Here is an 18,147-nt window from a genome sequence, read left to right as displayed (position 1 = left end):
TGGAAGCAGAGGCGGGCCCCGCGATCGGGGTCGGTGGAGTGGTAGCCCAAGGCCCCGGCCATCGACGCGCGCTTCCAGTTCAGGCGGTGCCGCAGGAGCGGAGTCTGCCCTCGGGGGGCGTAGGTGCGGCGGATCTGAGGGAGCAGAGAGACGCCTGATTCGTCGAGGAAGACGATCCAGGCACGTGTGTTCACTGCCCCTTTTTGATGCGCGGCCACTCGTGCGCGATCCAACGGGCGATCTCCGACTCGTCCCGCTCGACCGCCCGCCGCTCGGGCCGTTGCAGGCTCCATCCGAGCCGGCCGGTCAGCAGCCTCCACACCGACGCCCTCGACAACACCACCCCGGTTACCCGGGTGACGACCGTACCGACTCGTTCCAAGGTCCACAGGTCAGCCTCGAAACCATGCGCCTGAGCCCCTTGCTCCAACGCGGCCCGGTCCCTCTCGACCTGGGCGTCGTCCAGCTTGGGTGGGCGACCGGTGGCCGCCCGTCTCCGCAGAGCCGAGGCACCGCCTTGCTCCCACACCCGCCGCCAACGCCGCACACTCTCGGCACACACCCCCACCGCCCTCGCGATCTCCGCGTTCGAGACACCACCCTCAAACAACTCGACTGCCCGAACACGACGCGCCTCCGCCAACTGAGGCCGCGACAAAGGAGGAAGACAGGAGCCGGCGACCGAAAGAGAAGGTTGATACACCACCCCGACAGCCTCCCACCCACACAGCCACCACACCCACCGAACTTACGAAAAGATCAGTAAGGGCTGTCCCGCAATAGTGGTGGAGCAGTGCGCGGCGTCAGATGCGGCGCATCGCAGGGCGGAGGGACGTCCGCATACTGGATGTATGCGGAGATCCTGATACCGCGGCGAGGTGTCGTAGCTGACGCCGCGCGCCCCTGAGGAATTGCGGGACAGCGCTTAGGGCCTGGCCTCGCCGCAGATCGGGCGTGCCAACCGTGCTTTAGCGCCTGGCCGTCCAGAATTCGTCTGGGCTATGCACGCCCCTGTAACGGCCTTAGTGCCTCAGCGTTCACAGCAGCGCCTTGGCGGTGTTGAGTGATGACCCGTCAGGACGTGTTGCCGCCGCCACTCACTGTTGTCGAAGGTCCTGGCCGCGGTGTCGAGGTTGTGTAGAGTGGCCGTCTACTGTCTGTGACCGACCATCATGGACAGCTGCGACCATGTAGGGGGGAAAGTGGCTATCCGCTGTGCTGTGGTTGGCGGTTCCCTTCTCGGTGTGGAGTTGATAGCTGCATCGCTCCACCGGGAAGAGGATCTGGATGTCATCACAGAGGCCACCGATTACGAGGAGCTGATTGCGTCTGTTGCCTCAAAAGGTCCGTCTGTTGCGATTATGGACCCGGACAGGGTCGACGGTGACTGCTTGGCTGCCGTCGCTGAGATCCGAAGAGTGCGTCCTGCCTGTGAAGTAGTGCTGTCCCTGGAAGCGCCTGCACCCGGTTTTGCGGGTCGGGCCATTCAGGCCGGAGTTCTGGGTATTATTCCGAAAAGCGCTGGACTGCGCAGACTGATCGAATCGATAAGAGCTGTAGCCAGTGGTCAGGCGGTCGTAGATCCGAGGCTGTTTACTCGCGTGCTGGCGCGGGAAAGTCCTTTGACGGGTCGTGAGGCTGAAATTTTGCGACTCACGGAATCGGGCGGCTCAGTGAAAGAGATGGCGAAGGAACTGCACCTTTCGGCGGGAACCGTACGCAACTTAGCCTCGGCGGCTATCAGAAAGCTGGATGCGCGTAACCGGTACGATGCCATGCGTATAGCGCGCGAGAAGGGTTGGCTGTGAGCGTGTAGGGTCAGCGATCGCCGGTCGAGGTGTCGACTCCCCTCGACCGGCGTGGGAATGACTGGTGTCAGCAGGCTTCGACCCTGTCCCAGTCTGCGATGGGGACGTTGGGAATGAACTGCCTGGTCTCCTTGGGCTTGATCGCAGTGCACTTGCTGTCGTATGCGCGCTTGAATACGACCTTCACCTTCTTGGTCGTTTTGCAGCCGTTGGTGACCTTGTATGAGCGGTATCCGTTGTCAGTCGTGAACTTCTTGCTCTTCACGCACGACGGAGGTGCCTTCGTGAGGTGAACCGTCGCACTGTGTTCTGCCGCGCCGCCGAGGGAGGCGGCTGAAGCGACGGAAGTGGTTGCCGCGGTGAAAGAGCAGGCCAGGGCGAGTCCGGATCCGAAAATTGCGAGTTTGTGCATCATGGTGATTCTCCCCGTTTCTCAAGGTCAGGCACCCGGGAAATAGAGGATGCGTGAGGAAAGGAGAACGCTGCCGCCGTTCATGTCCGAGGTCAATTACTGGGTCGCAGACTCTGGCGCGGCGTGCATTCGCTCTTGGGTAATCCTTACCCTAGCGAACGAGCGTGGTCGTGGCGGCGTCACATATGTCACCCTCTGCGATTACATTTGTAATGTTTCTTTGCGTCCTCCCGCGCTCTGCCGGCTCGTGGCCGCCGAGAGCGCGGGGAAACCGTGCTCGGCCGCGCCGGGCAGGCGGTGGGCGCCGGGACGGTCAGCGGACGACGGCGACCGGTGCGTCCCAGGCGCTGCGGTCCACGGTCAGCTTCACCCCGCCGTGGCTCTCGGTGCTGTTGACCATGTACTGGTGGGCGCGGCGGTGGCCGGTCCAGAGGCGGCTGGAGAACGGCCAGTCGGTGGTCGTGGTGCGGTGCTTGTCCCACAGGGCGTACCACAGGGCGTCGGGCAGGTCGGTGCGGTCGCTGCTCTGGGCGACGGCGGCGGCGCTGGAGCTGCGGAACCCGTAGTAGCCGGCCCAGTAGTTCTTGGCGTGCACCGCTTTGTCCCAGGCCCGCACGTAGCTGAGGACGGCCTTGTTGCAGGAGCTGTTCGCGGTGTCGTAGGACTCCATGTCGAGGTAGAGGGCGCTGCCGGCCCGCATGCCGAGCTTCGAGGCCCTGGCGACGGCGTCGGTGCCGTCCGTGCGGCCGAGCGAGGCGGCGTTCGAGGTGGAGATGCGCTCCGGGTTGCGGCTGGTCTGGCAGGGCGGCTGGGCGCCCACGTAGAGGGGGATGAGCTTCCAGCCGGTGGCCGAGACGGACTTCACCCACGAGGCGGTGAGCTGCGGCTGGGCGCAGCCGCGGTTGCGCCCGCCGACGTAGACGGCTGCCGCGCCGTAGAAGCCGGTGTGCCACTTCTTCATGGTGGTCGGACTCGGCGCGGTGCAGGTGTCGAAGGCGCGGCCCGAGTAGAGCGTGGGGGCCGGCCGACCGGAGCCGGCGGTGGTGGCCTGGGCGGTCAGCGCGCCGCCGAGGAGGAGGGCCGCCCCCGCGGCGGACCAGGCCAGGTATCTGCCGCGTCTGGACATGCGGTGCTTGGGCATCGGACTCCGTTGAGCGTGAGGTGGTCCCGTGCGGGACCGCTGCCGGGGACCGCGCCGGGCGGGTGCGCCCGACGCGGTCGGCGCGCACCGGGAGATCGCCTCGACCGGTACGCGCCGTGATCAGTGTGCGGCAGCGGTGACGCGGGAACGGGCCGCCGGCCGCCGCATCTTCGGAGCCCGCCGGTGATCTCCGTCACGGTTGGTCATGGACAGGTAAAGAGTGCCCCGGTGGGCAGGGGTGCTCTGCCCCGGTCGGTGCGCAGGAGGTGGGGTGGTGGGTAGATGGAGGGCGACCGGGAAGGCGGGGCGACTCCGCCTTCCCGGCCGCGTCGTGCCGGGCCGCTGCCGGCCGGGTGGCGTGCGGCGGCCCGGGTGCCGGGGTTACTTCAGGCCGCTGTCCACGGCGGTGGCGAGTTCGCCGTTGGCGGTGTCGCCGCTGAAGTCCCAGTAGAAGGCGCCGGCCAGACCCTGGTTCTTGGCCCAGGTCATCTTCCCGGCGATGGTGGCGGGGGTGTCGTAGCTCCACCACTGGGTGCCGCAGTGGGCGTAGGCGGTTCCGGCGACGGTGCCGGTGACCGGGCACTTGGTCTTGAGGACCTTGTAGTCCTCGATGCCGGCCTCGTAGGTGCCGGGGGCCGCGCCGGTCGCGGTGCCGCCGGGCGCGTCCTGCGTGACGCCGGTCCAGCCGCGGCCGTAGAAGCCGATGCCGAGGTTGAGCTTGGCGGCCGGCACCCCCTCGGCCTTGAGCTTGGCGATGGCGTCTGCGGTGTCGAAGCCCTGCTGCGGCATGCCGGCGTAGGAGGTCAGCGGGGAGTGCGGGGCGGTCGGGCCCTGGGCGTCCCAGGCGCCGAAGAAGTCGTAGGTCATGACGTTGTAGAAGTCGACGTACTGCGAGGCGCCGCCGTAGTCCGCCGCCTCGAGCTTGCCGCCGTCGGAGGCGTCGGCGGTGATGGCGGCGGTGACGAGCTTGCCGGTGCCGAACTTGGCGCGCAGCGCTGCCATCAGCGTCCTGAAGGCCGAGGCCCCGGAGGTGTCACAGGTCAGGCCGCAGGCGTTGGGGTACTCCCAGTCGATGTCGATGCCGTCGAACAGGCCGGCCCACCGCGGGTCGTTGACCAGGTCGTAGCAGGACTGGGCGAAGGCGGCGGCGTTCTGGGAGGCGGCGCCGAACCCGCCGGACCAGGTCCAGCCGCCGAAGGACCAGATGATCTTTATGTTGGGGTACTTGGCCTTCAGCTCCTTGAGCTGGTTGAAGTTGCCGCGCAGTGGCTGGTCCCAGGTGTCGGCGACGCCGCTGACGCTCTGGTCGGCGGTGAAGGCCTTGTCGTAGTCGGCGTAGGAGTCGCCGATGGCGCACTTGCCGCCGGTGACGTTGCCGAAGGCGTAGTTGATGTGCGTGATCTTCGAGGCGGTGCCGCTGGTGACGAGGTTCTTGACGTTGAAGTTCCGGTCGTAGGTGCCCCACTCGGTGAAGTAGCCCAGGCGCACCTTGCTGCCGGTGGGCGGGGGAGTGGTGCCGCCGCCCCCGGTGGTGTGGACGGTGGTCGCGGCGGTGGCGGGGCCGGTCTGGTCGGCGGTGTCCCGGGCGCGCACCGTGTAGGAGTAGTCGGTTCCCGCGGTGAGGCCGGTGTCGGTGTACGAGGTGCCGGTGACGGTGGAGACGGTGGCCCCGTCGCGCAGGACGTCGTAGTTCTTCACGCCCTTGTCGTCGGTCGCGGCGGTCCAGCTCAGCTTCACCGAGGTGTCGGTGATGCCGGAGGCGGTGGGCCTGCCGGGCGCGGAGGGCGGGTTGTCGCCGGTGGGCGGCGGGGTGGTCGAGCCGTCGCAGGAGGCTCCGTTGAGCTTGCAGCCGGTGGGGGCGCCGGCGCCGGTCCCGTTGAAGCCGAAGGTGGTGGAGGCGCCCGGGGCGAGGGTGCCGTTGTAGCCGGCGTTGGTGGCGGTGTAGTGGTTGCCGGAGTGGGTCAGGGTGGCGTCCCAGGCCGTGCCGGCGGTGGTGCCGGAGGGGAAGTCCCACTCCACGGTCCAGCCGGTGAGGGTGGTGGTGCCGGTGTTCTTCACCGTCCACTTGCCCTCGAAGCCGGTTCCCCAGTCGGAGGGCTTGGAGTAGGTGGCGCTCGCCGTGGTGGCGGCGCTCGCGGTGGTGGCCGTCGCCAGGCCCAGCAGGGCGCCGAGCGGCAGCAGGAGTGCGGTGAGGCCCGCCAGGGCTCTGTGTCGGGCGAGGGCGGAGCGGGTCAAGGTTCCTGATCTCAAGGCTGCTCCCGAGTCGGGTGGAGGAACGGGATGAACGCGCTAACGGGAACCTGCGTCGCCCGGTGAGCGCTGTGGGGCGCGCTCACCGCAGTTGAGGGGGAGAGTAAAAAGGTCCAGACCACAGGTCAAGAGGTCTGGACCAACGAAGGCGTGGAAGCCGGTACTTGGCGCGTTCGCATACCGCGGTCCCGCACCGGTCGGGCAGCGGCCCGCCAGGACAGGGCGGGCCCACCTGACCCCCGTGACTGGCACGACCGCACACCCCGGCGGTAGCGTCCGCCCGTCTCCCCGCACGGCCGGAACGGCGTCGCGTGCCCGCCACGCGGACCGCACGCGGCACAGCTGGCGCGGCGGAGGCGGTGGCACGAGGTGGCCGGCACCGCCGGCCCGGAGACGGGAGAGCAGGGTGGCCGGGACACAGCCGGGGGCCGGCAGGGGCCGCGTGCTCGTCGTGGACGACGACGGCGCCATCCGCCGCTCCCTGGCGCGCGGGCTGCGGCTGAGCGGTTTCACCGTCACCCTGGCCGACTCCGGCCGGAGCGCGCTGGACGCCCACGCCGCCACGCCGTTCGACCTGTTCGTCCTGGACGTGGCGATGCCCGGCCTCAGCGGCATCGAGGTCTGCGCCCGGCTGCGCGCCGCCGGGGACGAGGTGCCCGTGCTGATGCTCTCCGCGCTGGACGAGACCGCCGACCGGATAGCCGGGCTCCAGGCGGGCGGCGACGACTACCTGGTGAAGCCCTTCGCGTTGCAGGAACTGGTGCTGCGGCTGGAGGCCCTGCTGCGCCGCAGGCCCCCGGTCTTCGACGACCGCGTCACCGTGGGCGGCCTGGTGCTGGACCCCGCCTCCCGCCAGGCCCGGCTGGACGGCCGCGCACTGCGACTGACCCCCAGGGAGTACGAGTTGCTGGAGGTGCTGGCCCGCAACGCCGGCCTGGTGCTGACCCGCGACCGACTGCTGGAACTCGTCTGGGGCTACGACTTCGAGGTCCGCACCGACGCCGTCGACACGTTCGTCAGCTACCTGCGGCGCAAGACCGAGCAGGACGGCAGGCCCCGGCTGATCCACACCGTGCGGGGCGTCGGCTTCCTGCTGCGTGACGACGCCGGTGACGGGGCGCCGGACCCGGGAGAGGCGGCCGACGGGCGCCCCCGGCGGCCCGCAGCCGGGGACGGCCGGCGGTGAGGCTCTCCACCCGGGTGGCGCTCGCGGTGGGCGTGGCGGTGCCCCTCATGGTCCTCGCCTCGGGCTTCCTCCTCCTGCAACTGGTCGGCCGCGACCAGCGCCACGAGCAGGACACCGCGTTGCGCGACCGCGCCACGGCCGTGAGCCGCGACGCCCGCGGCCTGCTGCGGGCCGCCGCCGCGGACCGTGACGGCGCGGAACAGGCCAGGCAGCGCGACCTGCTGAACTCCACCCTCGACATCGGACTGCGACTGGTGGGCCCGCAGGGCACGTTCGCCGGCGGCCCGCAGCCCGCCTCCTCACTGCGGCTGCCGCGCCGGGCGGTGCGGCCGGTCACGGTGCGGTCCGGCACGAGGAGCTGGCGCGCGCTCTCCGTGCACGTCGGCGGTGCGGGTGCCGGCGGGCCCGGCACGCTCTGGCTGTTCTCACCCGACGCCCCGGGCGAGGCACGGCTGCGCCTGGTGCGGCGGCGGGTGCTGCTCTCCGCGGTGCTGGCGGCGCCGGTCTCCGCGCTGCTGGCCTGGGGCATCGCCACCGGAGCCACCCGGCCCCTGCGCAGACTCCAGCGGCGCACCAGCGGACTGGACCCCCGGCTCCCGGCGACCCGGCTCACCCACCGGCGGACCGGGGTCACCGAGGTCGACGAACTGGCCGCGGTGCTCGACTCCGTCCTGGCCCGCTACGACGAACAGGCGGCACGCACCGGGGAGGCCCTGGAGACGGCCCGGTCCTTCTCCTCGGCCGCGGCCCACGAGATGCGCACGCCGTTGATGAGCATGGGCACCAACCTCGACATCCTCGACGCGCACCCGGACCTGCCCGCAGCCGAGCGGGAGGAGGTCGTCACCGACCTGCGGCACGAGCACACCAGGCTCCTGGGCCTGCTGACGATGTTGCGCGCACTCGGCCGGGGGGACCTGGTCGAGGCCGACACGTTCGGGCCGGTGGACCTCGCGCAGGTGTGCGGTGCCGCCGTCGCCGAGGCCCGCCGCCGGGGCCCCGGAGCGTGTATCGAACTGAGCGCCGCACGGTGCCCGGCCGTCCACGGCTGGGAGCCCGGCCTGCGGACGGCCGTCGACAACCTGCTGGCCAACTGCCTCGTCCACGGCCGGGACGGAGCGGGCGAGGTGGCGGTGGAGGTGACGGTGGTACCCGGCGGGCCGCCCACCGCGCCCGAGGTGGTGGTGAGTGTCGAGGACCACGGCCAGGGGGTCGAACCGGAGCGCCGGCAGGAGGTCTTCGCCCGCTTTCGCCGTGGGCCCGGGTCGCCGGGCTCCGGCCTGGGCCTGACGCTGGTGGCCCAGCAGGCCGCGCTGCACCAGGGGAGCGTGACGGTGGAGGACCGGCTGGACGGACTGCCCGGCGCGCGCTTCGTGCTGCGGCTACCGGTCGGCCGGGCCCCCGGCGCTCCGGCACCCCGACGCGACTGGCTCCTCGCCGCCGGCGGACGGGACACCGCCGGCCCACCGGGCCCCTCGCACGGCGGCGACGCCGGGACCTGACGGCACCTGACGGCGCACCCGGCAGGTCCTGACGGGGCCACAAGAATTCCACAAGGACGCTCCCTACGGTCGGCCGCGCAAGGCACACCCCGACGTACGAGGAGAACAAGCCATGCGTACTCACCGGACCGTGACGGTGGCCCTCACCGCCGGCCTCGTCCTGCTGGGCGCGGCCGGTACGGCGGCGGCGGACACCGCGGCGAGCCCCGCCCCCGGCGCCGGGGCCCACTCGCAGAAGGCCCTGCGCCACGTGGGCAAGCCGAAGAAGGACGGCGCCCGGGCGCTGTGCAAGCGGGAGTCGAAGATCGACAAGCGACTGGACCTGGCGATCCGCCGCCTCGACGGCGACTCCGGGGTTCGGGGCTCCGTGGCCCGGCTGGAGAAGCGCGTCGCGAACGCGAAGGCCGCACACCACACCGCCGTCGGGACCTACCTCAACCACCGCCTGACCACCCGCCGTTCCATGGAGAAGACGGTCAAGGAGCGCAAGGACGACCTCAAGGGCGTCGCCTCCTGGTGCGCGAAGCAGGACTTCGCCAAGAAGGGCTCCGGCAAGGACGCCGGCGACTCCGGCGCGGACACCTCCTCGTGACGCGCGCCGGCCACCCGGCACCCGGCGCGGCACGGCGGACGGTGTGCGCCGCCGCGGGCACCACACTGCTCGCGGCAGCCCTGCTCACCGGGTGCTCCCAGGGCGGACAGCCGGGAGCCGGCGCCCCCGCCTCCCCGGCCGCCTCGTCCCCGAGCCCGGGGGAGAGCAGCGGCAGCGCGGACCTGGACAGGATGCGCAGGGCCGTCGACGACGCCGAGTCCGCGGCGGACGCCGCCGACCGGGACGCCGCCTCGGACCAGTAGCCCCCGTCCCGCCCCCGGTGGCGCCCCGGGACGCGTCCCGGGGCGCCACCTCAGCGTTCGCCGCCCGGCACCCACAACACGTCGCCCACCTCGCGGTTGGCGGTGCGGGCCAGGATGAACAGCAGGTCGGAGAGGCGGTTGAGGTAGGTGGCGGTGAGCGGGTTCATCGTCTCGCCGTGCTCCTCCAGGGCCGCCCAGGTCGAGCGCTCGGCCCGCCGCACCACGGTGCACGCCTGGTGCAGCAGGGCCGCGCCGGGCGTGCCGCCGGGCAGGATGAAGCTGCGGAGCTTGTCCAGCCCCTCCAGGTAGTGGTCGCAGTCCGCCTCCAGCCGGTCCACGTACGCCTGCTCGACGCGGAGCGGCGGGTACTCCGGGTCCGCGACCACCGGTGTGGCGAGGTCGGCGCCCACGTCGAAGAGGTCGTTCTGCACCCGCGTGACGACGGCGGCGACGTCGGCCGGCAGCTCGCCGAGGGAGAGCGCGACACCGAGGGCGGCGTTCGCCTCGTTGGCGTCCGCGTAGGCCGCGATGCGCGAGTCCGTCTTCGCGGTGCGGCTCATGTCGCCCAGGGCCGTGGTGCCCTTGTCGCCGGTGCGGGTGTAGATGCGCGTCAGGTTGACCATGGGCCGAGCCTACGCCGCGGACCTGCGCCGCGCCCGGGTGCGCGAGACCCCGCCCGGACCGGAGGCAGCCAGCCGCCCGGCGCGGCGCGCCGCGGGAGGTGCCCGGCGCCCCGGACGGGCCGTCACCGGGCCGCCGACGCCGCAGAACACGGCGCTGCCCACTCCGGCTCAGGGGTCCTTGCCATATGAGCGTCCGATGAGGTCGCGTGGTCTGGTGCCGTGCATCGCAAGGCGCCGGGGAGTCCTCGTAGCGGAGCTACCAGGGCTTTTCGGCAACGCCGCGAGGTGCGGTGCCAGACCACGCGGCCCGGGCGGGCATATGGCAAGGACCCCTTAGGGCCTCGCCGCCCCTCCGAGGAGGCGAGGTCTTCGGCCGCGGGCCCGCTGCGCGGCTCTCTTCCCGTCCGACGCGGGGGGAGGGCCCGCCCGGCGAGATGGCCTTCAACTACGCCGTTCGGGCGACCAGATGACGGAGCACGGTGTGATGTCTGTCAAACCGGGCGTGACGCGCGTCTCTTCCCGCCCGCCATGCCGTCCGCGGGCGCTACCGTCGGCTCCCTGACCGTCAGGGCGTTCCGTATCCGAGCGGCCCGCGCCCGTGCCGTCCGCCGGAGACCGACCCGCGGCGGCCCCGGCACCGCCGGGCCCCGCTGCCCGGCCCGCCGCGACGCGGTCGGAGCGCTCCGGGAGCGGATCAGGGGTACACGCGGACAACACGCGGACAAGGGGAGACACCAGTGGCAGGGAAACTCGCCGTCATCGGAGCCGGACTCATGGGGTCCGGCATCGCCCAGGTCTCGGCGCAGGCCGGCTGGGAAGTCGTGCTGCGGGACGTGACCGAGGAGGCGCTGAGCCGCGGACGGGACGGCATCGAGAAGAGCTGGGCCCGGTTCGTCGCCAAGGAGCGGATGACGGCGCAGGACGCCGAGCAGGCGCTGGCCCGGATCACCACCACCACCGACCTCGACGCGGTCGCCGACGCCGACCTCGTGGTGGAGGCCGTCTTCGAGAAGATCGAGGTCAAGCGGGAGATCTTCGCGACGCTCGACAGCCTGGTGGGGGAGGGGACGGTGCTCGCCTCGAACACCTCCGCCATCCCGATCACCAAGATCGCCGCGGCCACCTCGCGGCCGGAGCGGGTGGTGGGCACCCACTTCTTCTCCCCGGTGCCGATGATGTCGCTGTGCGAGCTGGTCCGCGGGCTGAAGACCAGCGACGAGACGCTCGCCACCGCGCGGGCCTTCGCCGAGTCCGTCGGCAAGACCTGCGTCGTCGTCAACCGGGACGTGGCGGGCTTCGTGACCACCCGGCTGATCTCGGCGCTGGTCGTGGAGGCGGTCAAGCTCTACGAGTCTGGCGTGGCCAGCGCCGAGGACATCGACACCGCCTGCCGGCTCGGTTTCGGCCACGCCATGGGCCCCCTCGCCACGGCCGACCTCACGGGCGTCGACATCCTGCTGCACGCCGCCGACAACATCTACGCCGAGTCCCGCGACGAGAAGTTCGCACCGCCGGAGGTCATGCGCCGGATGGTGGACGCGGGTGACATCGGCCGGAAGAGCGGGCAAGGCTTCTACGAGCACTGAACCGCCGCCTGGCTTTCCGTCAACCGGCCGATCGCCCTGAGGAGTGAATTCGGTCTCGGTTCCCTCACAGGCGGCAACTCGGCCGCACGGGAGGCAGTCAGTCCGGTAGACCCACGCATCACACCGACACCGGGAGCGCATATGCATATCAGGGGCGACCAGGCCGAGCTGGTCGTCGGGGGCCGCCTCGACGTCCGCACCGCGGCGGACGCCCGATCGGTCCTGCACGCCGCCGTCGACTCCGGCGCCGGCGACCTGGTGCTCAACCTGTCGGAGCTGGACTCCTGGGACGCCACGGGTCTCGGAGTGATCATGGGCGTGCACCGGCGAGCCGGCCGTGTCGGCCGCCGGCTCGTCCTGCGCGGGGTCCCCCCGCAGATGCAGCGGCTGCTGGTCGCGACCCGCCTCCACCGCATCCTCGCCATCGAGGGCGGCCTGGAGGCGGAGACGCTGCCTCGCGTCTAGGCGGTTCCGTCCCGATCAGCGGGCGGGCCGGCCTGCTGGCCGGCCCGTTCCGGAACAGCCGTGCGGAGGCCGTCGGCGCTGTCGCTCTCCGCGCCTGCGTGCTTCGCGAGGAACTCTGCAACCCGCTTGTCCTCCGTTCCGCGCCGCGCTACCCGGCGCGCGATCCATGCGGTCCCCCCACCGATGACGAGGATCAGTGCAGTGACCAGCACGACGCGGAACACGGTCGACAGCCCGAAGAGCGAGGACAACCCCATTGCGATGAACAGGCCGAAGACCAGGCCCACCGAGCCCCAGACGATCGTGACGGTGTCGGTCAACTGCCGTTCCGTGAGACGTTCGTCGTAGTAGTCACCCCGGATGAGGTAGCGACCACTGGTGTTGCCGGTACCGCCGGGCATGCTCATTGCTCACCGCTCCGCAGTCGTCGTCCAGGGGCGGTAGTGGTTACCGGACCCCGCTGCTCCTGCTGTGATCAGGACCAGGATCAGGGACCTGCCCGACTTCCCGTCCTCCACACCCAGGGGCCTCTTCCGGACCAGGCCGGATCAGGGAGCGGCGTCCGCTGCCGTGCACCGCAAGGCGCAGGTGGGGGGGCCTCCCGGCCGGAGGGTGGCGAGTGGCGAGCCCGGCAGGATCCGAAAGGAAGACCTGGGCACCCCCGGCGTCCGGGTCCCCCGGCGTCCGGCTCCGAGAGTTCGGGGCTCTCCGGATCCCCCGAGTACGGCGGTGTCCGGTGTGAGGGATACCACCGGGGTGACTTTCCGGATAAATCTCCCCATAGGGGACGTAGACCGGGTCAGGCGTTCGCTCGGCCCCTCCCAGGGACTAGGGTTCGGTTCTCAGCCGCTTGATGACGGTGCGGCGGCATCCCGGACCGGACGCGCACGGCAGCCGGGCCCCGCGGGCGGGGCGGAGCTCACGGCGGCCGGCCCGGTCGGCAGGCCATTGCCGCGCCACTCTTCTGGGGGACTCACCACCATGGACCCGAACACCGAGCACGGCCCCGACGACCGGGGGCCCGGCCCCCGCCCGGCCGCCTTCGGCGACCGCCACGAAGGCACGGCGCCCACCCGCCCCGTCCGCCTGGTGGCCGGCTCGTACCTGCTCACCCTCAACCCCATCGACGGCACCGAGATCGAGCACTGCCCGCCCGGCGAAGCCCGGCCGACGGTGCACCGCAAGCCGTCCGCCGTCCGTGCCGACGCCGAACGTGCGGCCCGCACCGCCATCACCGCCGGCACCGGCCCCAGCCCCCTCGACCAGCCCCTGTGGGAGCGCGAGGAGGAGCGCGAGCGGCTGGTGGGACTGCTCTCCCGGGGCCGCTCCGTGCGCCTGGTGGGCCCGGCGGGCTCCGGTCGCAGCCGCATGCTGGACGAGGTGGCCGTGGCCTGCGCCGACCTCGCGCCCGACGGCGTGATCCGCCTCGACGCAGCCCACCGCACCTCCTCCGACGTCCTCCACGAACTCTTCGCCGCCGTCTACGACGCCCCGCGCCACCGGCCGGACCGCGAGGAGCTCGACGCGCGCCTCGCCGCCATCGGCGCGGTCGTCGTCCTGGACGACCTGGAGTTCGGCGGGGACGCGCTGGAGGCCGTGCTGCGCGCCACCCCCGAGTGCGCCTTCCTGCTCGCCTCCTCGCCCGACGCCCCGGAGCCGGCCGCGGGCAGCCGGGTGACCGATGTCCCCCTGGGCGGGCTGAGCCGCGACACCTGCCTGACCCTGCTGGAACACGCCATCGGCCGCCCGCTCACCCTGCACGAGTCCGAGTGGGCCTCGGAGCTGTGGTCCGCCTGCGAGGGGCTGCCCCAGCGGTTCGTCCAGGCCGCGGCGCTGCTGTGGCACCGCGACACGGCCCGGCTCGGCCCGGCGGGTCTGGACGGCGAAGGGTCCGCCGGGGTCCCTTCGAGCGGTGACCGCGCCCTGCCGGCGGCCGGGCCCGGCGTGCCGGCCGCACTGCTCGCCGAGCCGCTGAGCGGGGCGGCGCACGCCCTCCTGCGGCTGGCCGTCGCCCTGGACGGCGCGGTGCCCCACCAGACGCACCTGTCGGCCCTGGTGGCCGACCCCGGCGCGGAGGCCGCACTCGGTGAGCTGCTCGGCGCCGGACTCATCACCCGGGCCGGCACGCACCACCGTCTCGTCGGCGGGGTGCGCGAAGAGCTCGAGGCCGCCGGTTACGCGACGGACGCCGCCCAGCAGGCGGAGGCGGCGGCCCAGCACTACACCTGGTGGGTGGGGAGGAGCACGGTCGGCCCGGAGCGGGTCGCGACCGAGGCCGACGTCCTGCTCGCCGCGCTGGCCGCGCTCACCACGAGCCGGCCCGAAGGCAGCCCCGCCACAGCCGTCCAACTCGCCCGCGCCGCAGCCCCCGCCCTCGCGGCAGCGCTGCGCTGGGGCGCATGGGAGCGCTGTCTGCGGCACGGCCAGGAGGCGGCGCGGCTCGCGGGAGAGGTCGCCCAGGAGGCGTACTTCCACCACGAACTCGGGGTTCTCGCCCTGTGCACCGGCGCCGTCGACCGTGCCCGGGCCGAGTTGGAGGCCTCCATCGGGCTGCGCGGAGTGCTCTCCGACCGTCGCGGCGCGGTCGCCGGCCGGCGGGCCCTGGCCCTGGTGACCGACCGGGCCCGCGCCCTCGCGGCCCCACCCGAGCCGGTGACCTTCAGCGGCGCCGACGTGCCGCTCACCGAGCAGACCACCGGTGTCCAGCCGGTCGCCGGCAAGCGCACCGGCGGCCCGCTGGGCCTCGTCCCCGAGGACCGCGCGGACGCCCCGGCCCGCGACGAGGCCCCCACCGCCCGGGTGCTGCCCTCCGGCCCCTCGGACGAGTCCTCCAGGCCCACCGCCCCGACCGTGGCCGTCGACCCGGCGGGACCGGCCGCCACCTACCCGCCCGCGGCACTCCTCTTCGACGAGGCCGAGCCCTTCGGCACGACCACCGCGTCGCACACCCCGGCGGCCGGGGCGGGCGGCTCGGCCCCGGGCAAGGGCCGGCCGGGTTCCGGTACCCGGTCCGGCCGCCGACCGGTGTTCAGCGGCGCCCGGCGCAACGTCGTCGCCGCAGGCGCGGGCGCCCTCCTCGCGGCTGTGCTCGGGACCGTCGTCACCCTCGGGGCGACCTCGGGCGACACCACGCCGTCCGGCGGCGTCACCTCCGAGCAGTCGGCGGACGACGAGGGCACCGGCGACTCGCCGGCCACCGACCCCGCGACCAGCGACACCCCGCCCCCGGCCCAGGACTCGCCGAGCGCGTCGGCCTCCCCGTCGCACAGCGGTGGCGACAGCCCCTCGGCCTCGCCCAGCCAGAGCCCCTCGGACCAGGACAGCGGCTCGCCGTCCGCGCCCTCGCAGCCCTCGCACGAGCCGAGCCACCCCTCCAGCCCCAGCCCCACGCACTCCCACAAGCCCTCGCCGACACCCACCCACACCACGCCGACGCCGACGCCCTCGGAGAGCGAGGACCCCACCGAGACCCCCGACCCGCCCACCGGCGGCACCTCGGAGGGATCACAGGACGCGACGGCCTCGGGGACGGCTGCGCAGCGCAGCGCCTCGCAGCGGGAGTCGGCGCCCTCCTCGGGCTCCTCCTCGTCCTCGGCCACCGGCGCCGGCCCGTCCACCTCGGGCAGCCCCAGCAGCTCCTGACGCACTGCGGCCCGGCGGTGGGCAGCCCCCACCGCCGGGGAGAGGTGTCCTGCCCCTGAGGTGGCGCGCGGGTAACCCGCGGGGGACCGGACGGGTCAGAACAGCCGCAGCTTGTCGTCCTCGATGCCGCGCAGGGCGTCGTAGTCGAGGACCACGCAGTCGATGCCGCGGTCCGTGGCCAGCACGCGGGCCTGCGGCTTGATCTCCTGCGCCGCGAACACGCCCTGCACGGGCGAGAGACGGGGGTCGCGGTTGAGGAGTTCGAGGTAACGGGTGAGCTGCTCCACGCCGTCGATCTCGCCACGCCGCTTGATCTCCACGGCGACGGTCTTCCCGTCGGCCGCACGGCATAGGATGTCCACCGGGCCGATGGCCGTGGGGTACTCGCGGCGGATCAGGGTGTAGCCCTCGCCGAGGGTCTCGATGCGGTCGGCGAGCAGCTCCTGGAGGTGCGCCTCCACGCCGTCCTTGATGAGGCCCGGGTCGACGCCGAGTTCGTGCGAGGAGTCGTGCACGACCTCCTCAAGGGTGATGATCAGCTTCTCGCCGGCCTTGTTCTCCACCGTCCACACGCCGTCCCCCTCCTTCAGGGTGCAGGGCGGCGACATCCAGTTGAGGGGTTTGTACGCCCGGTCGTCGGCGTGGACGGAGACCGAGCCGTCGGCCTTCACCAGGATCAGACGGAGGGCGGACGGCAGGTGGGCGGTGAGCCGGCCCGCGTAGTCCACGGAGCAACGGGCGATGACGAGACGCATGGTGCGCCACGCTACTCGACGGGTGTGCCGGCACGCGAAACGGCCCGGGGCCGTCGGCCGGTACCCGGCCTCCCTCGCAAGGGCGTGCGGAATCTTTCGGCCGGGGGTGGACCGGAGGCGACACCTCCGGCGGCGCACGACCCGGTTTCTCATGCCCTCTGAGGCGGGTGGGACAGGTGTGAAATCGGGTCTACGACCGGCATGTGCCATTGGCTGGTTGTATGCCCAATCTCCTGGTGCGGGCCGTGGTGGCGGCATACCGTTACAGCAGGGGGTCGCAGACCGGACACGCTCCGTTGCGGCTGCCGTCCCATTCCTGCAGGCTCCGGGCCGTACCGGGGCCGCGAGAGGAGAACCTCATGTCGCTCGACGTCTCACCGGCCCTCCTCGAACAGGCCGAGCGAGGCGAGGTCGACGAAGCCGCCTTCGTCGACTGCGTCCGGACCTCCCTGCCCTTCGCGTGGGGGATGATCAGCAACCTGGTCGCTCAACTCAAGGTCGACGGAGGAGAGTTCGCGGACAACCAGACGCCTCCCCCCAACGAGCAGGCACGGGGTGAACTGCTGCGGGCCCTCGCCAGCAACGCCATACGCGGAAGTCTGGAGCGGCACTTCGGAGTCCGTCTGGCCTTCCAGAACTGCCACCGCGTGGCGGTGTTCCCGCTCGACCCGGCAGTCGACGACCGCCTGGCCAAGTTCACTTCCCTCCGCGGGCAGATCCTCAACCAGTCGCCGGAACTGCGCGACTGCTGAGCGCCGGCCGGCATCGGCTGCCCCTGGGGGTGGGCACCGCGCCGGTCGCCGCGAGCCGGGCCGTGGGCATCCGCCCGCCGCCCGGCGCGGGCGCCGACGACCGGGGCCCGCACGCCCCCGGGCGTCAGACGCCGTCCAGCGTCGGCAGTACCTCGGTACCCAGGCGGTGGACGTTCAGCTCCGTGGTCGCGAGGTCGCCCGAGCCCTCGACGAGCAGAGCGAAGCGCCGCACACCGGTGCGCTCGGCGCTCGCCGCGAGACGGTCCGCACACAGCCTCGCCGGGCCCACCGGATGGAGGCCGCACAGGAACTCGGTGTAGGCCTCCGGGTCCCGCATGGTGCGCCGGCGGCCGTCGACCGTCACATGGGCGCCGAGGCCCTGCCGCAGCCAGCCGGGCATCGCCTTCGCCAGCTTCTCGGTGGCCTCGGCGCGGGTGTCGGCCACCTGCCCGACACCCGCCGCGACATGGCCCGCCCCGCGCACCCGGTCGGGGTCGTGGCCCGCAGCCAGCGCGGTACGCCGCCACAGACCGACCATCCCGGCCTTCTCCTCGTCCGTGCTGTGCATCCCCAGCAGCATCGGCAGGCCCCGCTCGGCGGCGAGACGCACCGAGCCGGGCGAGGTGCAGGCCACCACGACCTCCGGGCCCTCGGGGCGCTCCGGCGACTCCCGGGGGCGGGGGACGACCGGCACCTCGCGGAAGGCGTACCGCTCACCGCCGGCGCCGACCCGCTCCTCCCGCAGCCACCGCAGCAGCAGGTCCAGCGACTCGGGGAAGCCCTCCTCGTAGGCGGCCAGGCCCGAGCCGAACACCTCCAGGTCGACCCAGGGCCCGCCGCGCCCCACGCCCAGGGTGAAGCGGCCCCGGGACGTCAGGTGCAGCAGCGCGGCCTGCTCGCCGAGGGAGACCGGATGGGCCGTGGGGAGCACGCTGACCGCGGTGGCCACCCCGATGCGCCGGGTCCGCCCGAGGAGGTAGGCGGCGAGCGTCGTCGCGGACGGGCAGACCCCGTACGGGACGAAGTGGTGCTCCGCCAGCCACACCGAGTCCAGCCCCGCCGCCTCGGCGGCCTCCGTCGCCCGCACGGCGCGGTGCAGCGCCTCGTCGTGTCCCTGGCCCGGGAACTGGGCCGACAGGATGAACGCCCCTACACGCATCGCTCGGAAAG

Annotated in this window: 17 protein-coding genes and 1 pseudogene; 9 read left to right on the top strand and 9 right to left on the bottom strand. The window is 72.5% G+C overall.

All coding sequences use genetic code 11. The features are described from left to right. Window positions 1-194 (bottom strand): annotated as a pseudogene (locus tag ACFV3R_RS06460) (hypothetical protein); the annotation flags it as partial. Continuing rightward, window positions 191-703, bottom strand: a complete 513-nt coding sequence (locus tag ACFV3R_RS06455; protein ID WP_385576491.1) for a winged helix-turn-helix domain-containing protein — start codon at window positions 701-703, stop codon at window positions 191-193. The gene ACFV3R_RS06455 and the pseudogene ACFV3R_RS06460, both read right to left, overlap by 4 nt. 541 nt (window positions 704-1,244) lie before the next feature. Between ACFV3R_RS06455 and ACFV3R_RS06450 the strand changes: the two genes are divergently transcribed. Then, a complete protein-coding gene (locus ACFV3R_RS06450; RefSeq protein ID WP_385576412.1) occupies window positions 1,245-1,808 on the top strand; it encodes a LuxR C-terminal-related transcriptional regulator in 564 nt (187 codons plus the stop codon). A 67-nt stretch (window positions 1,809-1,875) separates the two neighbouring features. On the opposite strand, the gene ACFV3R_RS06445 is transcribed toward ACFV3R_RS06450, so the two are convergent. From ACFV3R_RS06445 to ACFV3R_RS06435, 3 genes are all read right to left on the bottom strand, one after another. Continuing rightward, on the bottom strand, window positions 1,876-2,223 hold the full coding sequence (locus ACFV3R_RS06445) for a hypothetical protein (protein ID WP_385576409.1): 348 nt from the start codon (window positions 2,221-2,223) through the stop codon (window positions 1,876-1,878). Window positions 2,224-2,533: 310 nt separating this feature from the next. After that, entirely contained in the window at window positions 2,534-3,361 is an 828-nt protein-coding gene (locus ACFV3R_RS06440) for a glycoside hydrolase domain-containing protein (protein ID WP_385576407.1), read from the bottom strand. Between the two features lie 381 nt (window positions 3,362-3,742). Next, the gene (locus tag ACFV3R_RS06435; RefSeq protein WP_385576404.1) at window positions 3,743-5,596 is read right to left on the bottom strand and encodes a glycosyl hydrolase family 18 protein; all 1,854 of its coding nucleotides are present in this window, start codon (window positions 5,594-5,596) and stop codon (window positions 3,743-3,745) included. A gap of 421 nt (window positions 5,597-6,017) precedes the next feature. On the opposite strand from ACFV3R_RS06435, the gene ACFV3R_RS06430 reads away from it, so the two are divergent. The 4 genes from ACFV3R_RS06430 to ACFV3R_RS06415 all read left to right on the top strand — a co-directional run bounded on the left by ACFV3R_RS06430 (window position 6,018) and on the right by ACFV3R_RS06415 (window position 9,154). Continuing rightward, complete coding sequence (locus ACFV3R_RS06430) at window positions 6,018-6,797, top strand: response regulator transcription factor (protein ID WP_385576401.1); 780 nt, start codon at window positions 6,018-6,020, stop codon at window positions 6,795-6,797. Next, window positions 6,794-8,299, top strand: coding sequence for a sensor histidine kinase (locus tag ACFV3R_RS06425; RefSeq protein ID WP_385576398.1), 1,506 nt, complete (start codon window positions 6,794-6,796; stop codon window positions 8,297-8,299). The genes ACFV3R_RS06430 and ACFV3R_RS06425 overlap by 4 nt, the downstream gene beginning before the upstream one ends. Before the next feature lie 112 nt (window positions 8,300-8,411). After that, on the top strand, window positions 8,412-8,891 hold the full coding sequence (locus ACFV3R_RS06420; RefSeq protein WP_385576395.1) for a hypothetical protein: 480 nt from the start codon (window positions 8,412-8,414) through the stop codon (window positions 8,889-8,891). Further along, window positions 8,888-9,154 (top strand): hypothetical protein, encoded by a 267-nt coding sequence (locus tag ACFV3R_RS06415; protein ID WP_385576392.1) that lies wholly within the window; start codon window positions 8,888-8,890, stop codon window positions 9,152-9,154. Before ACFV3R_RS06420 ends, ACFV3R_RS06415 begins: the two co-directional genes overlap by 4 nt. Before the next feature lie 50 nt (window positions 9,155-9,204). Here ACFV3R_RS06415 and ACFV3R_RS06410 read toward each other — a convergent pair whose 3' ends face one another. Continuing rightward, window positions 9,205-9,777, bottom strand: coding sequence for a cob(I)yrinic acid a,c-diamide adenosyltransferase (locus tag ACFV3R_RS06410; RefSeq protein ID WP_385576389.1), 573 nt, complete (start codon window positions 9,775-9,777; stop codon window positions 9,205-9,207). A gap of 737 nt (window positions 9,778-10,514) precedes the next feature. Between ACFV3R_RS06410 and ACFV3R_RS06405 the strand changes: the two genes are divergently transcribed. Together ACFV3R_RS06405 and ACFV3R_RS06400 are read left to right on the top strand one after the other, a co-directional pair. Continuing rightward, on the top strand, window positions 10,515-11,363 hold the full coding sequence (locus tag ACFV3R_RS06405; RefSeq protein WP_385576387.1) for a 3-hydroxyacyl-CoA dehydrogenase family protein: 849 nt from the start codon (window positions 10,515-10,517) through the stop codon (window positions 11,361-11,363). 141 nt (window positions 11,364-11,504) lie between these two features. After that, window positions 11,505-11,828, top strand: coding sequence for an STAS domain-containing protein (locus ACFV3R_RS06400; protein ID WP_385576384.1), 324 nt, complete (start codon window positions 11,505-11,507; stop codon window positions 11,826-11,828). Here the strand turns inward: ACFV3R_RS06400 and ACFV3R_RS06395 are convergent. Beyond that, window positions 11,825-12,235 carry a hypothetical protein gene (locus tag ACFV3R_RS06395; protein WP_385576381.1) on the bottom strand — a complete coding sequence of 137 codons (411 nt, stop codon included), beginning with the start codon at window positions 12,233-12,235 and terminating at the stop codon, window positions 11,825-11,827. The genes ACFV3R_RS06400 and ACFV3R_RS06395 overlap by 4 nt on opposite strands. 574 nt (window positions 12,236-12,809) lie before the next feature. Here ACFV3R_RS06395 and ACFV3R_RS06390 point away from each other — a divergent pair. Next, entirely contained in the window at window positions 12,810-15,470 is a 2,661-nt protein-coding gene (locus ACFV3R_RS06390; protein ID WP_385576378.1) for an ATP-binding protein, read from the top strand. Between the two features lie 95 nt (window positions 15,471-15,565). On the opposite strand, the gene nucS is transcribed toward ACFV3R_RS06390, so the two are convergent. Further along, window positions 15,566-16,225: an endonuclease NucS gene (gene nucS, locus ACFV3R_RS06385; RefSeq protein WP_385576375.1), complete on the bottom strand. Its 660-nt coding sequence runs from the start codon at window positions 16,223-16,225 to the stop codon at window positions 15,566-15,568. Window positions 16,226-16,584: 359 nt separating this feature from the next. On the opposite strand from nucS, the gene ACFV3R_RS06380 reads away from it, so the two are divergent. Next, window positions 16,585-16,977, top strand: coding sequence for an SCO5389 family protein (locus tag ACFV3R_RS06380; protein WP_385576372.1), 393 nt, complete (start codon window positions 16,585-16,587; stop codon window positions 16,975-16,977). A gap of 124 nt (window positions 16,978-17,101) precedes the next feature. Here ACFV3R_RS06380 and ACFV3R_RS06375 read toward each other — a convergent pair whose 3' ends face one another. Beyond that, on the bottom strand, window positions 17,102-18,136 hold the full coding sequence (locus ACFV3R_RS06375; protein ID WP_385576369.1) for an LLM class flavin-dependent oxidoreductase: 1,035 nt from the start codon (window positions 18,134-18,136) through the stop codon (window positions 17,102-17,104). Window positions 18,137-18,147: the final 11 nt, after the last annotated feature.

Source organism: Streptomyces sp. NPDC059740 (genome assembly GCF_042733155.1).
In the GTDB taxonomy this organism is placed as follows: Bacteria; Actinomycetota; Actinomycetes; order Streptomycetales; family Streptomycetaceae; genus Streptomyces.
Note: the sequence above shows the minus strand (reverse complement) of the source record. Positions and strands in the feature narration are given on the sequence as shown.